A 22,679-nucleotide genomic window follows, 5' to 3' on the forward strand; every position below is an offset into this window, starting at 1 on the left:
GGAATCGCTAATAATAAATTTAGTATCATTAGATGGGGCGCGCCGTTTCACTTTCACTTTTTTGTTAATAACCGATGGGTCAACGTGACCCATCCCACTTTTTTCTATCTTTTAGCGGCCGCTAATCGCTGTTTTTTTGATTGTTGCGATGTACATACGCCCGATTCGCTCTTGAGGCGTAGAGTTTCAAACTCTGGCGCCAGGCGGCGAGTTGGATGGTTCCATCGTAGTCGGTGCGAAGTACGTGAGCGCCGATGGCGTAGAGGCGATTGCGCGCTTCTTCGCTGGGGTGGCCGTAGGCGTTGCGGCCCACCTGAATGACGGCGAATTCCGGCTGGGTTTCGGCGAGGAACTCGGCGCTGGAAGCGTAGCGGCTGCCGTGGTGGGGAACTTTCAAAACATCCACATCCCAATCATCGAATTTATCGCATAATCTCTTTTCGATTTTTTGGCCGATATCTCCCGTCAATAACACTTCCCAATCGCCGTATTGCAAAAGGAATACCAGGGAGGCGTCGTTTACGTCGCCCAGATTGTTCAGCGTCTCGTCGTCCGGATTCAGCGTCCATAATTTGGTTTGGCCGTCCAATTGGATTATGTCGCCCGCCCTCGCTTGGCGGCGCGGGATTTTACGCCGGTCGAGAACGCTTGAGAAATGGCGGTAGGTTTCGTTGGCGGGATCGGGGAGGCTTTCCAGAACCAGGCCGACGGGAAAAGCTTGCGCCGCCGCCGCCAGAGCGCCGATGTGGTCGGCCTGGGGGTGAGTGAGGGCCATCGCATCGATTCGCTGGACGCCTTGCGCCAGGAGGTATTCCACAAGGAGCGGCTGGCGCTTTGCGGAAGCGGGTGGGCCGCCGTCGACGAGCATGACTTTGCCGCTGGGAGTTCGTATAAGGGCGCAATCGCCCTGGCCGAGTCCGAGAAAATCGACGCGCAGCGGCTGCGCCCATTGGAGTAATGGGCCGGACCATAGCGCCAGGGCGGCGAGAAACAGGGCAAGGTGAAAGGAGCGGAAGCGCAACTTGCGCATTCGGAACCATTCCAATGCCGGGCGGGCGAGCAGGATCATGACGAAAAAGAATAAGGCGAGCGGAAAGAGGCCGGGATTGGGAATAACGATGGAAAAGGCTTCGCGTCCGCCGAAGAAGTGGATGACGGCGGCGAGCAAGCTGCCGATGGCGAGCAATGGATATTCCAGAGCGCGCGTCAGGATAGAGAAGGGAAGAAAGAGCGAGAGCGTCCAAAGATAAGCGGCGGGCATGAAGAACGCCGTCAGGGGAATGGCGGCTAAGTTTCCGAGAACGGCGCTCCAAGGAAGGCGGTGGAAGTAATAAATTGTGAACGGCGCCAGACCGGCAACGACGATGGTTGAAGTGGAAAGGCTGCGGACGAATCCGCGAAAAAGCCAAGGGAGGCGCGAACACAGCCAGGCATCCAGCGGTTGATAAAGGAACAGCATCAGTACGGCGGCGAAGGAGAGTTGGAACGAAGGGAGAAACAACTCGCCGGGATAGAGAAAGAGGATGGCCAGGGCGGCCAGGCCTAGCATATTGAGTGGATGGGCGCGGCGTTCGGTGAAATAGCTTCCAAGCAGAACGAAAGCCATTAAAACCGCGCGCAAGGCGGGGACGCAGACGCCTACCATCGATAAATAGAAAACTCCCAAAACGGCGGTGAGGAAAGCCGATCGGCGGCGGGTTAATCCCATACGCTTTAAAAGACTCGCGAATCCAAAAAGAATGAAGGTTGCGTGCAAGCCGCTGATGGAGGTGATATGCGCGAGACCCGATTTTTGCAGATTGTCGTTGAGGCGGGAGGAAAGGTTGGAACGTACGCCGAAGGCAATAGCTGCAACTAGCGCCGCGATATCGCCCCTGTCTTTCTCCGGAAGCGAGAGCCGTTGCTGGACGGCGTTCGCCGCCGCATAAGCCAAGCCGCGCGGACGGCTCCAACGGCGCGGCGAAGGTTGAATCTGGACGGAATCTTTTTGGGCGTAGGCGGCGGCGAAGATGTTTTGGGAATAGCGGTATTCCTGGAAATTAAAGGGGGTGGGAACGCCGGGGCCGCGGACGGGATAAATGGCGCCTTGCGCTTGAATCCTATCGCCGGGAGCGGCGGTTTGTACGTCATCAGCGCGGCAGAGAAGTTCGATGTTGGCGGGGAAGGGGCGCTCGCGGTTCCATTTTTCCAAACGGACGCCGCTGAGAATTATAGACGCCGATCCGCTTTCGTAATTTCGGATTTCTTCCACTTTGCCGGAGACAGTTTGCTCGCCCTGCCGCGCGAGATCGGCGGCGCGGGCGTCCATGTGACGCTGCGACAGCAGCATGGATTCCATGCGGACGGCGCCGAGCGAGGCGGCTAAAGCCAAAGCCATCATGCGATGAAAACGCTGGTTGCGGCGCAGGGAATCGCGGCGGCTCGCCGCCGCCCACCATAAAGCGAGTAGAAATACGATAGGAAGCGTAACAGCGAGGGGGGATGGAAAGGCGCGGGCGTAGACGATTCCCGCTATGAATGCCAAGGCCAAACCGAACATAGGTCGCGGAGGTTCGGCGTGAAAACCGTTCGGCTGAGAATCATGCGGTTGCCTGTTCATGGGGGTCTGCTATGATTTCCTCATCTTACGCCAATCCGCTTTGCGATTGTTGCTTTTCGAATTCCTCTCCCAAGATTGGGAGAGGTTAGGTGAGGGTTGATAACAGAACATATAAGAACCTCACCCTAATTCTCAGGAGCCGTCATGCGCCTTCCCGCCTTTTTACGCCGATCCCGTCCATCCCTTGACGAGGAATGGAGTGGATATCCGGAGTCTCGGCTCAAGGACATCATCCTCTTTCTGACGGATCGATGCAATATGCGCTGCGATCATTGCATGTTCTGGAAGCGCATCGACGCGCCTGGAAATGAAATGGCCTTAGAGGAGTTGCAGCGGATCGCCCTGTCGGCGCCGCCGCTGCGCACGGCGGCAATGACCGGAGGGGAGCCGTTCTTGCGCAACGATCTCGCCAAAATCGTAGAGATTTTTTTCCGCGATAACCATACGCATCATATTCAGATCAATACTAATGGCCTGCTGTTGGAACGGATGGAAGAATTGGCGCAGCGGGATTTGGCGGCGCGTTACGAGCGGCATCTGACGTTTCAAATCAGTCTGGATGGCCTGGAAGAGACGCACGAGCGGCTGCGGCGCGCGCCGGGAAGTTTCAAAAAAATTGTACGCAACGCCAAGCGGCTGGCGGAGCTGGCGAAAGAACATCCTTATTTCCACGCCGTCATCCTAACCAATATCAATAAAGAAAATTATCATGAAATCGAAGCCACGGCGGATTATATCCGGGAAAATACCGGCATCGCCCACGCTTTCGATTTGGTGCGGGGAGCGGGATTTTCTGCCTGGAACGTGCCGGAAGCGATTTTGGAAAACGAGGATCCTCGAGATTGCGGCCTTCCTCCCTTGGAGGCATTGGAATCCATCGTCGAAACGGTAAAGCGCATCTACGCCCGCGACGGCGCGGATTTCGGCCCCTTCATGCGGCAGATGGAGATTCAAGCGGCTTTGTATTTGGGTAAGCCGACGCCCTATCGCTGCCTGACGGCGGGGCGCACCATCGGCGCGATCTACAGCGACGGCGCCGTGGCGGCCTGCGAGTTCACCAAACCGTTCGCCCATCTGGCCGATTACGATTTCGACCTGGGACGTTTGTGGAATTCCCTTGAGGCGCAGGAGCGGCGGGGGCAGATTACCGGCTGCGTCTGCTGCCATACTTGTTTCGTATTGACCAGCCTTCAGGAGTGGGAAGATCGGCGGGTAGCCAGACGATCGTAACAGATTACGTTACGTACTTTGTGTTCCCTTGCCCTTTGGGCTGATCTTTACCCACAAGTCGAACAAAATATTTAAGAGAAAAACCAAGATTTTATTGATCGTCTCGTTTTTGAATCACGAAAACACGAAAGGGCGCGAATACCACGAAATTTTTGAATCACGGATTTCGCGGACGATTCGGATTTTATGGAGTTAACATACGTTTTTCCGTCCCAGCCTTGAAAGGCTGGGCTATTATCAAATGCCCCTTTAAAGGGGCAAATGGTAATAGCCCCCCGTTTTAACGGCGGGTTGATTTTTTAATCTAGCCATCTTTTATTCTTTGCAATCTCGATGCAGGCATTCATAATTCCTCAATACTTGTGGGGAAAGATCAGCCGTTTGGGAGAGGAATATGAAAAGCGGCTATCTTAATACGGATTGGCGTGAGGGCGAAAGACGGGAGACCATGAGCGAAATAAGCGTGGAATCTATGCCCATGATTTCCGCCGTGCTGGTCAGCTGGAATCGGCTGGATTATCTACAAAAAGCCGTCCAGTCGCTGCGGGCGCAGAATTATCCCAACTTGGAAATCGTTATCGTCGATAACGGATCCAGCGACGGCTCCGCCGAATGGCTGGGGGAGCAAAAGGATATTGTCTCGATTCAAAACCCCCGCAACCGGGGCGCCAGCGCCGCGCGCAATCAGGGAACGCGGATCGCGCAAGGCGAGTATGTCCTATATATGGATTCCGACGCGGAATTGGTTACGCCGGGAGCGCTGGCGCGGATGGCGCAGGAATTGGAGCGGCAGCCATTGACGGCGGGAGCGGCGGGCTTGATCTACGCGGATGCGGAATTGCAAACATTATGGTGCTGCTCGCCGTGCATGAATTGGGAAGGGTATCACGATCCGGCTGCATCGCTGCAAGTCGTGGAGGAGGCGGAGATTCTTTCGACGTGTTTCAGTCTTTTTCGCCATTCCGCTCTGCGGGAGGCGGGAGGCTTCGACGAATTTTTCTTTTATCTTTACGAAGACGGCGATCTCTGCGAGCGCATCCGCAAACGGGGCTATCGTTTGCGCATCTTTCCCGATATCGCCATCGTTCATCATTACGCCGAGCCGGGGCGGACGCGGCGGGGGCAGATCGCTTTTCATTATTACCACGAGCGGCTGCGGATGTATTATATTTTGAAGAATTGGGGCTTGCGGCGTTTTCTTCAATCTTGGGCGACAAAAGTCTCGCATACTCTTGACTTTAAAAAAAATTTCCCTTATCTTCCTATTATATGCTATATTGATATTTACGCTTGGCGGGCTTCGTTAATGCTTCTTGCTTACCCTATCATAAGAGCCAGGCGGCGTAAACAATGGATTTAGGAAGAGGGCAAGCAGAGTAACCGCTTGACTTTTTTTTGTTAAAGTTATAGATTAAATCGTCGAAAATAGAGAAAAGGGAAAGTACGCCTGTAGGCTTTTTTGTTTTAATAATCGGCTTTATATTATTGAAAAAGGATGTTATTGGTATGAACGAGCGGCGATCGAAAGGAGGCAAGACCGACAACTAACTCATTTGCTCCTCTAAACAATTGGTGATTTTCACCAAAACATCTTCACAACTCCCGAAAGGAGGATTATCCGAATGAGAAAAGTGCCGGTTCTTACTCTAGTAAGCCTGGCGGCGGTGCTCGCCTTTGCGGCGACGCCGGTATTCGCTTTGGTGATCACGAATGGACCCGCGATTGACGATAACAATCGCGTGGTGGGAAAAGACGGCGGCAACATCTTTTATAATGGCGTCGTTGCCGGCGTTCCCGTACAATCCGTCGTAAAGCTGGGGCTGCCTGCTGGCGGCGCCGTCTCTCCGGGCGGCGTTACTGGCGCGGCGTTGCAGGTTACGATTGGCGAAGTCACCCTGGCTGCCGACCGCACCCGCTCTTCCGCCATTAAGGCCTCTGGCGCCAACTCCGCCGCTTTTGGCGGATTGTCCGCTACGCTGAACGCGGATGGCTCTTATGCGGTTAGCGGCGATGCCACTTTCGCCGCTCCGTACATCGTATCGTTCGGCGCGAAGGATGCTTCCGGCAAGGCTGCCGCTCAGTTGCTGGCCGCCCCCGCCGTGAAGGTCTCCTTGGCTGCCGCCGATAACGGCCAAGCGCCTGCTGGAACCCTGGCTGCTGCTCAGGTTGCTCTGAATGGCGAAAACGCCGTCTTCACCGTTGCGGCTGGTCAAGGTACATTGGTATTCGCCAATAACACCGTGGCCGTCGGTGGATATGCGACCGTTTCCTGCGATTACAATGCCTCCGCTGGCAGCGTAACCATCGCCGTGATTGGTTTCGATGGCGGATTGGATGGCAGCGTAGTTAAGTACATGCAAGCCGCTGGCGGCAACGTAGCGGTTGGCAAAACGAAGAACATCGCCGTATCGTTTAACTCCCTTACGGGCAAAGTTCTTCCCGCTATCCAAGTAACTGGCTCTGGCGCTGCGACAGTCACGATCACGAACCTGAAAGTGGTCAAGGCTGCTCCGGTGACTGACTATGCTTTGAATCCGAAAGCCGCTTATGGCGTGACGGTCGATGGCTCCATGACCAACGTCAATGGCCAAAGCGCTGGCCCGGTAACGGCTGCTGAAGGTGGATTCAAACTCGCTGGTTCTCAAGGCGGCGACAAACTGTCCAACGTATTCACCGTTGTGAATGACGTGGGCGGCGGCGCGGTTACGGCCGAATGCGCTGTTAAAGGCGCTGGCACAGGCACGTTTGCGTTGGTTTTGACGGATGGCGCTAATACCGTCAATTCTTACACCGCGGGCAGTCAACTTTCCGCGAGCGACTTCAAAACCATCGTCGCTTCGGGAACGTTTTCCGCTAAAGGCCCGGCCTATCTAGTTGCTCAAGCTGCTGGCTTTGACGCTGTGGCCAAAGGCTTCGCCATCCGCAAGATTGACGATGCGGCTGGTTCCTTTGACGCCAACCTGGTTAACTAAGTTAACTGGATAGTTCAAATCGCAATCGAAAGGGGGAAGGCTGAAAGGCCCTCCCCCTTTTTCTATTTTTTCTTTCTTCTTACCGTAAAATCGTAGGATGGGTCGCGCCGTTTGACCCATCAAAGATTGCCTCGTTAAATATCGATGGGTCAAAAAACATGTCCCATCCAACTTTTCTAAAAGCCGATGTATAATAGAGAATGAGCCTGTGAAGTTAAAGTGTAAATCCTATAAAAATTATGAAAGGAGGATAGGTTCCTATGTCGAATACGATCGATGTCCGAGACTTGACGGAAGAAGACGTAAAACTGGTGCAGGAACTTGTGAACAAACTTAGGGAAAAGACGCAAGTACAAAATACCGCTGCGGGACGGGATGTCGATTCCGAGCCGCTCCGTACTCGGCCATTGAGCGCAAAAGGAAAAATCAACCGTAAGGAAATCTATGATTACCTCTGAAACTGCGCTCCTTGACGCCAACGTTCTCGTATACGCCTACGACGAATCTTCCCCCTACCATGCGGCGGCGCTGCAGCTCGTGGAAAAAGGACGGGGGGGCGAAATTTCTCTCTGTCTTACGCCGCAAGTTCTCAACGAGTTCTTTGCCGTCATCACCGATCCCCGCCGGGTTGCGCATCATTTCACCGCTCAAGAAGCGCTACAGGAAATGGTGAAATTTTATCGCTCTAAACGCATCCTGACCATCTTCCCGAATTCCCTGACGATTGAGATTATGCTGGAACTTCTTAAGCGGCATCCCGTCGTCAAACAGGATATCTTTGATCTTCAGTTGGCGGCCACTATGCTCGCAAACAACATCACCCGCATTTATACCTATAACGCCGAGGATTTTATCAAGTTTAGCGAGATTGAAACGTTAACCCCGTAAAGAACGACATTTTCAGTTGCGTAGGGTGGACGCAACGCGCAGCTCGCCTTCATTCCTATACCCGTTTTCTATTACAAATTTTTGCAATCAGTTTTTAATCTTGTGATATTGTTGCTAATAAGGCAGCTATGGGGATTTGTTGAATCGAAACCCCATACGGGCCGTCTCATCCAACGCTAGAGGAGGGAACATATCATGAAAGGAGTACCGAGAGCATTATTTATGGGATTGGTAGGGCTGATTACGGCGTTCGGCGCCGATTTATCCGCCAATCCACCGCTGAAAGGCCCTTATGGAGAGACCATCTTAGGCTGGGGAACGATTTACGATGGCGATATCGCTCCAGGGGGAGAATCGTTTGTTCTGGGAACGTCATTAGGCGCAATCGAATGGAACGCGAAAAGCGGAGATTTTCGCGCATTCCAGCCCATCGGTGATTTGCCAGCGAGGGCCGTCGCCTATTCCCCGGACGGATCGAAATTGCTGGCTTCGGATTGGAATGCGTCGAGGATTTGGAGCGCCGAAACAAGGGAATTGCTGCTCTCGTTTCCTGCGAAATTGGAACCGGGATCATCGATTTGCGTATCGCAAGACGAACAATATGCAGCGGCATGCAACTACGATAAATCGAATTATTCTTATAACTGCAATTTTTGGAATTTATCATCTGGCGATCAAAGTGGAATTATCGGAAATATCTCTTTGAATTCCAATCTCGCCGCTTTCGTGAGTAATTTCGGTTTCAAAATGGCCTCTGTGGACTCGTTGGATAATCCATTGATTTTCTGGAATATGGATGTACTTCCTTCAGAAAAAAGGAGTAAGCCTTCCATTACTCCCTTCGCTTCGGTGCAAACGCCGGATCGTTCTCTGGCCGCAGCGCGCGTTCTGGAATTTAACACAGTCAACGACGCGGGCGAATCGAAAATAGTAGCTTACGTATGGGAGACCAGCGCTTGGAATCAATTGCTCAAAATAGAAGAATCCGAAAACATCGAAGGCGTCGCATTCGATCCTGAGTCCAGGGCCATCATCGTCTTGACGAAAACTCAAATCGTTTCAATCGATTCCCAAACTGGCGTAGAACTGTCGCGTAGGGAGATTCCCGCCTCATTTCTAAAAATCAATGCTCTATCTCAAGACGGGAAATGGATGCTGATTCAAAAAGACGAATTAACGTTGGAGTATTGGAATTTGGAAAAGATGGAATTGGTTTTTTCCGCTCCCTTGATAACAGATGATATGAAATGCGCCGCTTTCGATCCTTCCGGCAAAATCGTTTGCGCCGCTCAGGATTCCCGGTTGACATTTTACGACGCCGATTCCGGCGACTTTATTGAGGAATGGCCGGGAGGCAATCCAAAAACCATCCAATCGATTGCGTATTCGCCCGATGGAACCAAATTAGCCGCGGCGAAAGATAATGGCATCGTTGAGGTTTGGGATGTCCAAGAAAAAACGATACTCTGGGATAATAAATCGTTGGAAGGATTTGTCGATGGAGTCATATCGTTTAGTCAAGATGGACAGCGTATTCTTATTAGCGGCGGCGAAGATATTAGTGAAATCTCATCGATATGGAACGCCGAAACGGGAGAAAAAATTTCTACGCTTACTGTGTTGGATTTTCCAACGCCGAAAACTCTTTCTCGCATGAACCCAGATGGCGATCCCAACTCAACGGTTTCGCCTATGTGGGGGTATCTTACTATCTCCAGAGCAGTTTTTTCGCCGAATGAAGAGTTGATTGTTACTAACAGGACAAATTATCGCAATCGTAATACTTATTCCATCGGGATATGGGATGCCAAAACGGGGAAATTATTACTAGTTTTGGATAAGTATTCCGGCTTTGTTACTCAAATTCGATTTTCCCATGATGGACGTTCGATCGTCATTGGGGACGATCTAGGAAAGGTAGTTGTATGCAACGTGGAAACGGGAAAAGAAGCGCTGGTATGCCAACATGATTACAGTTTTATTAATGACGCTGTTTTTACACCTGATGACCGCTATATCCTTTCAACCGCAGAGAATCTAATATTATGGGAATCGTCAGGTGAATCCAAACTGATCGTTTGGAATGCGGCAACGGGAGAACGTTTGTTAAAATTGGATCCCTTTAACAGCGCAATCAAATCAATTGATTTCTCGTCCGACGGCAAAAGATTTGTCACCGCTGCCGATGATGGACACGCTCGAATATGGAACATGGTTGATGTCGAAGAAATGATACGCACAGGGATCGAAGATAGTTACATCTATAATTGATTTTGATTTCCATGAGAATTTTGACGCCGCTCTCGCTGAAAATTGGCGGGGGCGGCGATTGTTTTTTGCATCCCAATATTATAAATGGAAAGAGAATGCTATTGTGAATTCCGAGTGATAAAAACATAATAGAATTCAAATCTACGCATGATAATTCGGCGTTAAGTTATAGAACGAAAGGAAAAATCGGCATGAAACGTTCGATGCTATTCTTGGCGATGGCGGCGTTGTTCGCGTCGGGATGGGCGTTTTCGCAGGATCAAGGCGGGGCGGCGGTTGCGCCGCGGGTGGAATTCGCCGACTTGCATCATCCCAAGGATTGGACTGCCGCCCATGACGTGGGAGCGTTTCGTCCGGCGGAGGGGGGATTCGCTTTTACTTGCACCGGTTCCGATCCTTATATCATCTCCCAATCCATCCTGTTTTCCGCCGAGGAATATAAAGCCATCGAGATCGAGATGAGCGTTTCGGATGGGTCGCGGGGGCAATTATTTTGGGCGACGCAGGAACGGCCTGCGTTTACGGAAACGCAAAGCATTCATTTCGAAGTGAAGAAAGACGGACTCTATCACACCTATGTTTTAGTAATGGCTCATCATGCGCAATGGACGGGGAACATCAGCCGCCTGCGGCTCGATGCCATCGATAAGGAAGGCGAGGTCAAACTGCGGGCGTTTCGCATTTTGAATTATTCGGGATCGAAGATCGAACCGTTGGGATTTTATCCCAGCGCGCCGTTCGCCGCTTCCGGCGAGACGTTCCAGCTTGCGGCGCGGTTTCGCAATTCGGGAGACGCTCCCGCCGCCGTCGAATTGGAATTGGATTACGCCCGCGCAGAAGCCATAGTGATTCAACCCCTTTTTGGCGGTTTTTTGGCCATTCCTTCCGGCGAGGAACGGGAAGCGCGATGGTCCGTGAAAGGAACGGCGGAATGCGCCGTTCCGCTATCTTGCCGCTGGAATTTATCCGGCGCGACGAAGGCGGAGGAGCCGCTATATACGATCGTCGAGATTGCCGATGTGGATCGAGCGATGAGAGGAGTGGTTTTGGGCAGCGGGGATGGACGATTGACGTTCGTTCCTACCAGCGCCGGATATGGTCCGATTCGTTATCAAATCAGGAAGAACGGCGAATGGAAGGATGCCGCCTGGTCGCCGCGATTGGGGACGGCGGCGCGGCGGCTAGACGATGGTTCTGTGCAATGGACGCCGGTCTTCTCTTCCGAGGCTCCAAACGCGGATCAAGAGGGGAATCTTGCTTTTTCCCAAACGATTAAGGATCAAGATGGCGGGGCTTGGAATTTTCAGCTGGAAACAAAAAAAGTCTCGCCGGTTCCGGGAGCGATTAAATTCATTTCGACATTAACGAGGACGCTGGGGAGGGAGGGGCGGCTGCTGCATTTTTCCGGGCCTGATCTTTATGCCGGGCAGAAGAGTTTTGGAACGCAGAAGGATATGGCGGTTTTGCCCGGCGTCGAATATATCGACAAAGTCGCGGTCTCATCCAGCGACGCCGTTGCCCATCCGCCGGTGCGCGATCATTACGCGCCGCATCCTTATAAAATCACTATTCCTTATATGGCGCTGACCTATGACGGGATGCTGGTCTCGCTGTTATGGCCGCCGAATGCGCCGTGGAGCGCTAACGAGACGGCGCTTTCTTCCAAATTCGCCGTTCCCAACCGGTATTACGGGCAGAACAATCACCTGTTCGGCCTCTTTGTTCCCAGCGTTGCGAAATACGTTCGGGAAAACGAAGAAAGCGCCTTCGAGCCGTATATTGTAAAACCGGGTGAGAGTATACGGATCGAAAGCGCAGTTTACCTGGCTCAAGACGACGATCCTAACGGGGCGCTCGATCCCTGGCTGGCGATTTACGGCGGCGGGGCGATTCCGGAACCGCAACCGGCGCCGCGTTCTTATATGGATGAAATCGCGCTCAGCCGCCAGGCGTATCTCACGACTTGCTGGAATGAAATCGCCAAAGGATGGGGACATTGCGCGGGCTGGGCGCCGCTCTCTTCCGCCGGGATGTTGGCCTTATTATCGATGGACGATTTTTTGTGCGACGACGCAGCGGCGAAAAAGGTTGTGAGCGAGCGCGTGAAATTGGTATACGACTCCATCCTAGCGCAATCGGGTGAGGCGGGACTGGCATCGAACGCCGGATGCCACGTGATGACCTGCGAACCGTCCTTTTACTGGGGAGTGACGGAAACGCAACTGCCCGCATGGCGGCGCACGATCCAAGGCATGGTCAATTCGCAAAATGCCGACGGCAGCTGGGGATATCATCCCGGCAGCGACGAACAGAAGACGTTAGGCCGGGAGGGAGAAGTCGTTTCCGGCACTATTTCGCCGAATACGATGCTTTCCATGCGCTTGGCGCGGATAACCGCCGATTCCTTGGCGGCGAATACGGGCTTGAAAGCGCTGGAGGCGTTGAATGCGCAAACCGTTCCGCGCGGGGCGCAGGGGTGGGAATGCCCGCTGGCCGCCGCCGATATCCTGGTTTCCGGGCATGGCGCGCGAGCCAATCTGGACGCCTATCGCATCACCGGGCGCGAGGAGTATTTGGAAAAAGCGCGCTATTGGGCGCGCAGCGGCATAGGGTTTCATTATTTGTGGAATTTGCCGGATCGTCCCTTGCAACGCTTCGCCACCATCCCCATTTTCGGTACGACGTTTTACACCCATTCTTGGCGCGGCGTACCCGTTCAGTGGTGCGGGCTGGTCTACGCTTACGCCTTGCAGGAATTGGCGGATTTCGATAACAGCCAACCTTGGCGCAAGATCGCGCGCGGCATTGTCCACAGCGCTATGTTGCAGCAGATGACGGAAGGGAAATATATCGGAACGCTGCCCGACAGCTACGGCGATTATTTTCTCACGGCTAGAGGCGCCTATATCAATCCCGAAAACATCATGACCAATCTGCACGCTCTCGAAGGAAACAGTTTCGATATCCGAACCGTTTTTCTGGAAGAGCCAACGCCGGAAGCGCTGCGCATCAGCGCCAACGCCGATATAGAGAACGCTGGGAGGAAAGGGGGAGGCATCGAATTCGCCGTCCACTCCAAAATTGGCCGAAAAACGGAAATCTTAATCGCCCCAATGCCCAAAGCGCCGCAAGCCGTGCTGCGCAAGAATGGAAGCGCACTTCCCGAAGTTAATCCGCTTTTCGGCAACGAAGAGGGATGGCGCTATATGGGTGAATATCAGACGCTGCTGATCCATATCTCGCACGACGCCGAGCGGATGGAACTATCGGCGCAAGGTCCGGCTGGACTTTAGGAGTCGGAGACAGGGGGACTTTGAGATTGGGAGAGTGGGAGACTGGGAGACTGGGATGCTCAAGGGCAGAAAAGACCATGCCCTTACCAGCCTACTTTTAATATCAACCCTCACCTAGCCTTTCCCAGAGGGAGAGGAAGATTACACCGCGCTTATAAAACAATGCGCGCCTTCCTCTGCTGCCTCGCTGATTTTTTGGATATCGGTGAGGAAGGAGGGACCGTATTTGAGGAGATAATAAAAGATATTCAGCCGCCGTTCCTGCAAATCGCCCTCCGGCAAGAGGGCGCATTGCAGAGATTGAAGCTGTAGCAACAGCGTTTGATTTTTCTCCGCCTCCCGCCGCGACACCAGGTTTTCCGAATTTTCTATTTCCTGTTGGATGCGGCGATGGTTCTTTTCCAACGTTTTCAGGATAGTGGGATCGGTTTGCCGCGCTCGTTCTTCCAATGTTTGAAAATATTCGATAAGCGCTTTTTCCGCTGCTCGCCGCATGGCGTCTCGCTCTCTTCCGCTCTCTTGCTGCGCGATGCGTTTGGCTAGCGCCGCTGGATGCTGCGCCAGATCGTTGGGTTCCAAACCATAACGTTCCAGCAGTTTTTTCTCCCGCCCTTCCAGCAGCGTAAAGCCGAAGCGCCGCTCCAGGCAGGGGCGGGGAACGCCATGCTGAGCGTAAATATCTTTCAGAAGAAAATGATACGCCAGTTCATTCGGTCCCAATATCGCCGCCATCGTGGGCAATAGCGCATCCTGAATCGCAGGCCGCAGTACGGCGGAGGCGGAAAAGGCTTCCGGTTGTTCATCGAGTTTTCGCAACAATTCCGCCCGGCTCCATCGCTTCCCGTTTGTTGTTTCGAATTCGCCGTCTCTAACAAACAGCGGCCAACGCCGTCCTTCTTCAACCAGAAAAAACGAAGTGCGGTCGGCGCGCTTATGAATCGGCGGCGTCAGTCCCTGCACTTGCAGCCTTGCTCCCGCCTCTTCGACGCATTGCGCCGCATGGGCAGGCTCCGCTATCTCGCGTTCCAGAATCCGCCGCGACTCGCGCCGGATATACGGATCGTCAGGCCGGACGATGATCAATCCTTCATTGGGAAACAACATCCAAATCAGCCGGTCGAAGAAATCCGGGTACGAATCCGAGCGATCGTAACAAGATCGAATTTTGTCCAAAATCGTATCGACGAATTCCGTTGGATGCAGCGAGCCGCGCAGGCAATCTAGCAAATCGTTTATCGGCAACTCGTTTTTTGATATCGAAAAATAAGGCCGCCGATTTTCTTTGTCCAACCCCCAATGATATGCGGCTAGGGTTTTTTCTTTCGACAGCCAATAGAGTGAGGCGATTTCCGAAATATCGTCGTCTTCGGTTGCGTTCCAAAAGGCGGGCAGAAAGGTTTTTTGCGTTTCTGCGCTCAGGCGCCTGGAGAGATGGATCGCATGAAGTATCTTATAGAACGTATACAACGGGCCGCCGAGCAATCCAGGCTGCTGTCCCGCGATGATGAGATAACAATCCTCTTCCCGCAGCCTTTCGATGGCGCGCAGCGCGGAAGCGGGAGCGTCTCGCCGCTCGTGCGATTGGCGCAGCGAATCGGCCAGCTGATCCCGGTCGATCGAAGCGCCGATAAACGGCTTGCGTTTTTCTATAACGGAAGAAATGGAGGAGAGCGGCGGCGGCGTTAAATCCAACAACTCCGCTGGCGGATTCGCCAAGGCTTGCGCATAGGGATGAACGCCCGTTAAAGATGCGGCATTCCACGCCGTTAAAATTTCCATAAGATTTCTCTTACGATGAATAAGAATTCTTTCCTCACCATAACGATTAAACCGCGAATGGGCAAACGGGCGAAGAGCGGCCATCCATGGATTTTCAGCAATGAAATCGGCCATCCCTCGCCCAAACCCGAATCGGGCGAGTTGGTTTCCGTCCTCGACGAGGGCGGCTCTTTTCTTGGCTATGCTTCTTACAATCCTCACAGCCTCATCGCTTTGCGGCTGCTCTCGCGGGATGTTAATGCCGTCCCCGGCTCGGTGGAATGGTTCGCGCAAAAATTCCGCGCCGCCGCTGCCTTGCGCCAACGCTTCTATCCCTCCCGCCGATCCTATCGTTTAGCTTATGCCGATTCGGACGGCCTGCCGGGATTGGCAATCGACCGCTATGAAGACGTTCTAGCGCTGCAAATCCAAACAGCAGGCATGGAAAGATGGCTTGATCTCATCGCGGAAGCCCTCAAGCGAGTCATAAATCCCGCCGCTATCGTTCTGCGCAACGACAGCGATATCCGCAAGCTGGAAGGGCTGAGTCTCTATAGCAAGGTTCTTTACGGCAACGCGCCGGAAACGGTGGAGATTGAAGAAAACGGCGTTAAATTAGCGGTGGATATTCTCTCTGGCCAAAAGACCGGTCATTTTTTCGACCAGGCTGATAACCGCGCCGCCTTGGCGCCGTTTGTGAAAGAGGCGGAGGTATTGGATTTATTCTGCCATACCGGCGCCTGGGCGTTGAAAATGCTGTCGGCGGGCGCCCGCCATGCGGCGGTTCTCGATAGCTCCGAATCGGCGCTGGCTTTGGCGCGCCGCAACGCCGAACTCAACGGCTTTGCGCAACGAATGGAGTTTATCCAATCGGACGCCTTCACGTGGCTTTCCTCCGCCCGCCGCGAACGCCGCGTCTTCGACGCCGTCGTCGTCGATCCCCCCGCCTTCGCCAAGAGCGCCAAGCAAATCAAAAACGCCCTACGCGGCTATGAAGACGTCAATCGCCAGGCTATCCGCGCCGTAAAAGACGGCGGCCTTTTGTGCAGCTGCTCATGCTCCTATTACATTACGGAGGATGAGTTTCTCGCGTTACTCCAGCGCGCGGCGGCGCGCGAACGCAAGAGAATAGCCGTGCTCCAGGTTCGCGGCCAGGCGATGGATCATCCCATCCTCTTAGCCATGCCCGAATCGCGGTATCTCAAGTGCGTCATTGGAGTTGTCGAATCCCTCTAACGCCGCTTCCTTTTTCGATATAAAAATAGAATCCCCAGCAATAGATTGGCGGCCAGAAGCATCCCCAACGAAAGCGCAATATTGCGGCGGAAGCGGCGGGTTACGGCGTTGTCGCCGCTGGAATCGTTGGACGTTGCGCTATTGACGATCATCGCCGGAATCCCTAGATAGCGCGACATTTCGCGTTCGCTGGCCATCCGTCCTTCCAGCGCGGCGTCCCAATCCGCCGCCACCAGCAAATCGGCGCCGGGATTTTGATCTTTAATAAAACAGGTGCATGGCCCGGCGAGGAATTCGCAGGCTTCCCGAATCGTATCTTCGTTGATTCCTTCTCCGATCAAAGAGTAAAGCGCTATCCCCCGGCCATAAATTGGAAAAGCCATCGTTTCGGCGGCATACTCCATCAAATCCGCTTCCGTATGCAGCAACATTTGCGTTAGAAACGTTTCCGCTTCGTCCGAACGCCGCAAGCGGACGATGGCGAAGCGAATCCGCCGGTCTCCGTCATCCAACTCCAGCGATTGGCTCTTGCCGTCTGGCTCAAGCGTTGGCCATTGGAGCGTTTTTTCCATTTTCAATAAAACCTCTTGCAGCGTTCGCGCCGCCTTCTCGTCCCGGTTGGCGTCGCCGCTTTCCAATATGATCCAAACGGCGGCGTCACCATTCAGCAGACGGCGCGCAATCGTCCGGCGTATGGGGGAATCGGTTAATGCTTTCGCGTTTTCTTCCGTTAGCGGTACTTGCCAAAATGGCTCTCGATGTCCCATTTCCTGCGGATAATAGACCTCCAGCCGAGGAGGCGCAGTGTTGGAGTCATCTTGTTTTGCGGAAGGATTCGCCGAATCTTTCGAATCGACGAGATGAAAACGGTAATGGCTGCCATGCGCGCTCCCTTCGGCATGGGTTTCCAACCAGGCTGCGATATCTTGCTCCTGCGGCGTCAAGGGCTTTTGGCGAATGGCGTAAACGTCGAAGATTCCCGCAGGCCATAATTCCAAGGCGTAACGGAATACGGGAATATCGCACGCATCGGTTGATGCGTTCAGCGCCAACCATATGCCCATCATGCAGGAAAAAATCAAACCGAGTCTACTGACGCGAGGGAATAATCTATTCATGAACAAATAACTTTTGCGATCGGAATGATGAAAGGCTTCGCCGTGCGCTTATTTGACGATGTGCGCCGTCTTACTATACTCTTATTACTGATGCGCATCATACCCCATTTCGATAGGGGTTCAACTGGATAATGGCCGTTGCATAACGGATGCAAGCCGTAGCGAGCGAGAATCGGGCATGAAGCCGTTTTTAATTTTCCTCTTTGCGATCGTTCTTCTCATCCTCACCGGTTGGGTGTTGTTGAATTTCGTTTTCCTCTCGGAAGAAGAACGCATCGAACGAGTAATCGAAAAGGGACGCCGCAGCGTGGAAAACGGCTCCATCTTCTCTCTGCGCAACCTTTTTACGGAAGACTATTCCGATTCCAGCGGCCAATCTTTGGATGAAATCATGGGATCGGCGCAATGTATGTTCAGCGATACCGCCAACCGGAAGATCCATATCGCCGGTTCGTCGATTCGCGCTTCCGGTGATAAGGCCGAAGCCGAAGTTCGATACGTCTTTCATTGCCAATCGAAGAATTCATTTATCGATCATTATTTATCCGCCAACAATTCCGATGTTCGAACCGTCCGCATCGTCTTCGTAAAGAATAGCCGAAGATGGAAGATTTGCCATACGGATCATATGTAGATTTTCATTTTCCACCTGATTCTTCTCTCAAGGATGCGCCCAAACGCTTTCTGGAACTTCCCCCAATTCCCTCTGGACATTAAGATCGAACTTTATGATTTGAAAGTAACTATTATCTGACGAATAGGACGAATAATTTTTCCGGATGGCTCATTCTCCCGTACCACCCTCAAATCCTGGCGCCGCATCCAATCCCCCAATGGCGATACAACAAGTTCTATTCATCGGATTGTGGTGGATTTGTTTTTTCGTTTATCCTTTGTGGTATCTCCCCGGCCTGGGCTGGGAACGATTGGCCGTCGCCGCTGGCCTTTTCGCTATTTTCTTGTTTTGTTCCGCGCTTTACCGTTGGATTTGTTTGGCATCCGCCAGCGCCCCGTGCGTTGAAGACGTTGCTATTCCGGATGCAGGTTTTTTCGGCGTCTTATTCGTTATCGCGTTCCTGCTGCATCTGCCGTTTTTGAATCAACCGCTGATTACGGGATTGGATATCATCGATCACGCCGCTGTTCCCGCCGTCGCCGCGAACCGCTTTGTCCGGAGTCTCTCGCAAGCAGCAGGTTTCAACCTTCAACTGCTGCTTATAGCCAGCGGCGTATTGACGATCCTTCATTTCGTATTTCGTCCTGCGCATCGCCGCATGGCGAAAAATGCTATTCGGAAAACGGCGGAGATTCTTATCGCTCATTTCGGGAAATCGATGCTGGTTCTTTTTCTCGTTACGAGCCTTTATGGCTTTTTCTTATACTATTTCGCCATTCCCGACCGCTTCGGCAATATCGGAATCCTGTTCCGCTATCCTCCCTTATCCAAGATCGTCTTGATGTTTTTCTATGGATGGCTCGGTTTATACGAATGGATCGGCAGAACGGTTCAGATTCTCTTCACTTTGGCGGGGGCGGTTTATTTCCATCGTTTGACGTCACTCTATGGCGGCAAGGACGCCGCCCGCCTGGCCGCCATTTTATACGTCTTCCTACCCCCGGTTTTTCATTATGGAAACACGCACATGATTGAAGGCGGAACGCTATTCTTCGTCATCGCCGCCTTTTTTCATCTTATCCGCTGCGCTGATCGCCGAAGTCCGATCGATCTGGCGATGGGAACGCTGTTCATGACGGGAGGCTGTCTCTATAAACACACGGCGGTCAGCGTCATTCCCGCCTTCGCTCTGATGACCGCCATCGATTTTTTCTTCCCTCCGAAAGGACAAACCCGCGCCCCGCTGCTTCCGGCGATCGCTTCTTGCGCCATCGCCAGCCTGACGATGATTGTTTATATGAAACTTTCTTCTTTCAATTCGGAAATACCCTCCGATATGGTTTTTCCTACGCTGCAACGGCTGTTCGCCAATCTGGCCGCCATCCCTTTAGGCGTAACCTGGCCCATCGCGCTGGCGTTTCCATTAGGAATTATCTGTTTGTTGCTGCGCCGGAAATGGCGAGTTTTTGAAGTATTTTTCTGTTGGATCGGGGCGCATCTTCTTTTATCCGTTATGGCGTCCACCTATCGCAATGTCCGGCAAGCTTTGCCCTATTATATTGGCTTTATCACTCCCGCCGCCCTCTTTATGGAATCCATTATTTCCGGCCGTCCTAAAATCCGCATCGCTTTTCTTTATTTTCTGCTTCCCCTTTACTTGTTCTGGGTTTGCCTATTGGCGGATCGCGATCAGACCGATCTGGTAAAAAAGCGCGCTATGGGCGACCGCTCCTACATTACGTTCGCCAATTGGAACCGATCCTATTTACCTTATCCGGATGCCATACGGGATTTGAATGAGATAACCAAGTCCAACGAGACGATCTACGCCCCTATGGCCAACGATCCAGTCCATTTTTATATCGCCAAATACGATCTTCAAAATCCCTATATTCGCGCCATCTGGGAGCCATCCCTGGATAAGCAGACGCTTTCTTCACTTTATGCTCATTGCCGGCGAATTGGAGCCCAATGGCTGATGGTTCCCCGGGGACGCTGGCTTTCCGGCTACGTCAATCCCGCCTGGGTGGAGGAATTGTTCGCAAATCCGCCGTCGGAATTCCAACTTGAAAAAATCTATACTTGCGGGAAAGAAGAGTTAGGTCTTTGGCGGGTGAGGCAATAATTCGAGTAATGGATTGGCGCCTATAATTTCCCTCGCCCTCTGGGAGAGGGTTAGGGTGAGGGGTTTTAAGTCTAACCAAATCAACCCTCACCTAACCTCTCCCCATCTTGGGAGAGGAATTTGAAAATCGACATTCTTAATGCAGATTGGTATAATTCGAGTATTGGAATGGCGTTATAGTCAAGCAATGGCCATTTAGGCCTTCGCGCTTATTTAGAGTGGATATGCATCTTGGAGCTCGTCAGTTTTCTTATAGGAGAAGGCTTATCGTCGTTGGAGACAGCGCCGGGCATCGCTGTTGAGATCGCGCGCCGTACATTTAGTTTTTCCGCGTCGCTGCACGATTTGCACAAATTGCTTCCCCCCGCCGGGATTTCCGTTCCGCATTGCGAGCAGATGGTTTTGCCCCGGTCGATCCGTATACGTCCGCTTCTTTCCAATTCGACGATCATGTAATAGATGATTTTGCGAGCGTCTTGGCTGGCGTCGAGGATCTTATAGTAATTCCGGATGGCGTCGCAGGTTTCTTCGTTAAATCCTTCTTCCCCCTGCGATAGGAATTGAAAAACCTGATTGCGGACCATGACGTACACTTCGTCCAGAATAATCTGGAAAGGTAAATAATTTTTGTCTTTCCGGATTTCCTTCACCATGTTGTAGGCGACGAGGTGCGCAAACCAAATTCCTTCTTTCATCAGCGCTTTATGGCGGCGCGATGTTACTCGCGAAAAAGCGAAGGGAAATTCGTCCAGCAATTTGGAGATGGCGACTTCGCGGGAACTTTGGGTCTCTTCCTCTTTTTTCTTTGGCGGCGCCATCTTGATCGTGCCTTCGTTGATCAGCATATCGCGGCATAAGGAATAGACCATGGAATCCATCGCCGAATAGCAAGATTCGCATAATCCCCCCTTCTTGATCTGGCCGCAGAATTCGCATCCCTCTTCATCGGTCGCAATATCGAGAATCGACCAAATATCGTAAGAATTTTTCATGTCCATGAGGTCTTCCCAACATCTTCATTAAGAATTGAATTCATAAGACGGTGAAACGCTTTTCGCCGATACGCGATGCAAGATCGTTTTATAGAATAAACCGCTCCGCCGTCAACAAGATCGCCAGCAATCCCCTTCTTTTGATTTTACTCCCTTCATTTCATAAGAAAAGACTCAATTCGAATTAGAATAACAATTCTATTCTTTTCCATTATGCGAAGGTTCATGATTAAAGAAAATGCGATTGGCGGATTTTTTAAGTGGAAAAAGATTTGAGTATATGGGCGGCGTTATACCAGTATCTTCTTTCGGATTTTTATTGGGTAGAAAAATCGAACTTAAAAAATTCCGAAAAATATCTTGATATTTTTATGCAATTATTATAAAAAGAAGGTGGATAAACGAGTTATTGGATTAATAGGTCTTATATAAGACTATTCTTTATAGAAAAGGAGGCTATAATCCACGACGCGAAAAAGGGAACATAGCGCAAAGTGGGAATGGTTTTGCATTGAAAATCATGAACTAAGAGTTAGGAGGAAAGAAAATTATGAAAAAGACGCTAATGATTTTTCTGTGTTTGTCATTAACGGCGCCCGCTTTGGCGGACCGGGGCGGGTGGAAAGATCCGGCGGGCGGCTGGACGTTTGTGGAGGAATGGCACAAAATCCCCGAGTATACGAACGATCCAGTATGGGATCATAACAACGGCAGCGATTCTTATTCCGGCAACTCCAATTCGCCGACCTTTGCGGATTTAGCCGTTGAAATCGCTCCCGGCGTTCCAGTCGGCGATGTTGTGAGTATTAATACGGTTGCCGGCGTTGGCGAAACGGAGGACGGCAAAACGAAAGCCGCCGACGCCATCGCCATGCGGCTCATCGATCTTGGCGATCCCCGCAAGCTTAACCTCGCCGATCCCAGCGACCGCAAAATCTTCTTCCTCGGCGCACTCCACAAGCCGGGCGAATTGACGGAAGATCCTTTTATCAAAGGGATCACTTATTGCGCCCGGTTTCGAATTTTCCCCATCGCGCCTGATCCGGATATCGGCGTAGGGTTGGATCTCGTCAATCTGGCCTTGGATCCCGACGGCGACGGCGTTCCTAATGGCGACGGCTTGCTGCACTTCATCCCCGAAGCTTCCGACCGCGCCCATGTGGGCGTCGGTTACGTCGATCCGGCGGACGATCTGGCAAGGACGCTGGTAGGAGTAGGATATTACACGGATGGGACTCTCTCGATATTAATCAATGACAAGGGAGACCCGGATGGCGACGAAAATATTCCCATTCTTACCGGCATCGACACGGCCGCGTTCCATACTGTTTGGGTGAGCGCGAAATTGGACGCGAACGATCCGACGATAGTCAATGTCCGCGCCTTTGGCGATGGAAGCACTACGCCGGTCCTGGCCAATATCCAACGAGGCTCCGGCGTCGATCGGCCCGATCCGGAAGATTTGCAAGATAACGCCGCCTGGGCGGGCAAAAAGGAAATCGCCTTCAATATCGGCAGCGCCGGAACCAACGCCGCCGGCGGCTTTCAGTACGATTACTTCGTCGCTACCATGGCGGGCGC

15 protein-coding genes are annotated in these 22,679 nt (G+C 52.4%); 11 read left to right on the top strand and 4 right to left on the bottom strand.

Translation table 11 applies throughout. The features are described 5' to 3' along the window. Positions 1 to 121 precede the first annotated feature (121 nt). Positions 122 to 2,599, bottom strand: a complete 2,478-nt coding sequence (locus tag AB1656_00045; GenBank protein MEW6233750.1) for a DNA internalization-related competence protein ComEC/Rec2 — start codon at positions 2,597 to 2,599, stop codon at positions 122 to 124. A 144-nt stretch (positions 2,600 to 2,743) separates the two neighbouring features. Between AB1656_00045 and AB1656_00050 the strand changes: the two genes are divergently transcribed. The 7 genes from AB1656_00050 to AB1656_00080 all read left to right on the top strand — a co-directional run bounded on the left by AB1656_00050 (position 2,744) and on the right by AB1656_00080 (position 13,253). Continuing rightward, the gene (locus AB1656_00050; protein MEW6233751.1) at positions 2,744 to 3,829 is read left to right on the top strand and encodes a radical SAM protein; all 1,086 of its coding nucleotides are present in this window, start codon (positions 2,744 to 2,746) and stop codon (positions 3,827 to 3,829) included. Between the two features lie 394 nt (positions 3,830 to 4,223). Further along, a complete protein-coding gene (locus tag AB1656_00055) occupies positions 4,224 to 5,189 on the top strand; it encodes a glycosyltransferase family 2 protein (GenBank protein ID MEW6233752.1) in 966 nt (321 codons plus the stop codon). Between the two features lie 262 nt (positions 5,190 to 5,451). Further along, positions 5,452 to 6,801: a hypothetical protein gene (locus AB1656_00060; protein ID MEW6233753.1), complete on the top strand. Its 1,350-nt coding sequence runs from the start codon at positions 5,452 to 5,454 to the stop codon at positions 6,799 to 6,801. A gap of 260 nt (positions 6,802 to 7,061) precedes the next feature. Continuing rightward, entirely contained in the window at positions 7,062 to 7,259 is a 198-nt protein-coding gene (locus AB1656_00065; GenBank protein ID MEW6233754.1) for a hypothetical protein, read from the top strand. Further along, positions 7,246 to 7,689 (top strand): PIN domain-containing protein, encoded by a 444-nt coding sequence (locus AB1656_00070; GenBank protein MEW6233755.1) that lies wholly within the window; start codon positions 7,246 to 7,248, stop codon positions 7,687 to 7,689. Before AB1656_00065 ends, AB1656_00070 begins: the two co-directional genes overlap by 14 nt. A 195-nt stretch (positions 7,690 to 7,884) precedes the next feature. Then, on the top strand, positions 7,885 to 9,960 hold the full coding sequence (locus tag AB1656_00075) for a hypothetical protein (GenBank protein ID MEW6233756.1): 2,076 nt from the start codon (positions 7,885 to 7,887) through the stop codon (positions 9,958 to 9,960). A 191-nt stretch (positions 9,961 to 10,151) separates the two neighbouring features. Further along, positions 10,152 to 13,253, top strand: a complete 3,102-nt coding sequence (locus AB1656_00080) for a hypothetical protein (protein ID MEW6233757.1) — start codon at positions 10,152 to 10,154, stop codon at positions 13,251 to 13,253. Positions 13,254 to 13,394: 141 nt separating this feature from the next. Here the strand turns inward: AB1656_00080 and bshC are convergent, their stop codons facing one another. Beyond that, positions 13,395 to 15,032 (bottom strand): bacillithiol biosynthesis cysteine-adding enzyme BshC, encoded by a 1,638-nt coding sequence (bshC, locus tag AB1656_00085; protein ID MEW6233758.1) that lies wholly within the window; start codon positions 15,030 to 15,032, stop codon positions 13,395 to 13,397. A 15-nt stretch (positions 15,033 to 15,047) separates the two neighbouring features. Between bshC and AB1656_00090 the strand changes: the two genes are divergently transcribed. Further along, positions 15,048 to 16,247 carry a class I SAM-dependent rRNA methyltransferase gene (locus AB1656_00090; protein ID MEW6233759.1) on the top strand — a complete coding sequence of 400 codons (1,200 nt, stop codon included), beginning with the start codon at positions 15,048 to 15,050 and terminating at the stop codon, positions 16,245 to 16,247. Here AB1656_00090 and AB1656_00095 read toward each other — a convergent pair. Then, positions 16,244 to 17,365 carry a hypothetical protein gene (locus tag AB1656_00095; GenBank protein MEW6233760.1) on the bottom strand — a complete coding sequence of 374 codons (1,122 nt, stop codon included), beginning with the start codon at positions 17,363 to 17,365 and terminating at the stop codon, positions 16,244 to 16,246. The genes AB1656_00090 and AB1656_00095 overlap by 4 nt on opposite strands. A 178-nt stretch (positions 17,366 to 17,543) precedes the next feature. On the opposite strand from AB1656_00095, the gene AB1656_00100 reads away from it, so the two are divergent. Both AB1656_00100 and AB1656_00105 read left to right on the top strand, forming a co-directional pair. Beyond that, positions 17,544 to 17,999 carry a hypothetical protein gene (locus AB1656_00100; protein ID MEW6233761.1) on the top strand — a complete coding sequence of 152 codons (456 nt, stop codon included), beginning with the start codon at positions 17,544 to 17,546 and terminating at the stop codon, positions 17,997 to 17,999. A gap of 199 nt (positions 18,000 to 18,198) precedes the next feature. Beyond that, entirely contained in the window at positions 18,199 to 20,106 is a 1,908-nt protein-coding gene (locus AB1656_00105) for a glycosyltransferase family 39 protein (GenBank protein ID MEW6233762.1), read from the top strand. A gap of 209 nt (positions 20,107 to 20,315) precedes the next feature. Here the strand turns inward: AB1656_00105 and AB1656_00110 are convergent, their stop codons facing one another. Then, on the bottom strand, positions 20,316 to 21,104 hold the full coding sequence (locus tag AB1656_00110; protein MEW6233763.1) for a hypothetical protein: 789 nt from the start codon (positions 21,102 to 21,104) through the stop codon (positions 20,316 to 20,318). A 544-nt stretch (positions 21,105 to 21,648) separates the two neighbouring features. On the opposite strand from AB1656_00110, the gene AB1656_00115 reads away from it, so the two are divergent. Next, on the top strand, positions 21,649 to 22,679 hold a 1,031-nt coding region (locus AB1656_00115; GenBank protein ID MEW6233764.1), incomplete at its 3' end, for a hypothetical protein.

The sequence above is a fragment of the Candidatus Omnitrophota bacterium genome (assembly GCA_040755155.1).
Taxonomy (GTDB): Bacteria; Hinthialibacterota; Hinthialibacteria; order Hinthialibacterales; family Hinthialibacteraceae; genus JBFMBP01.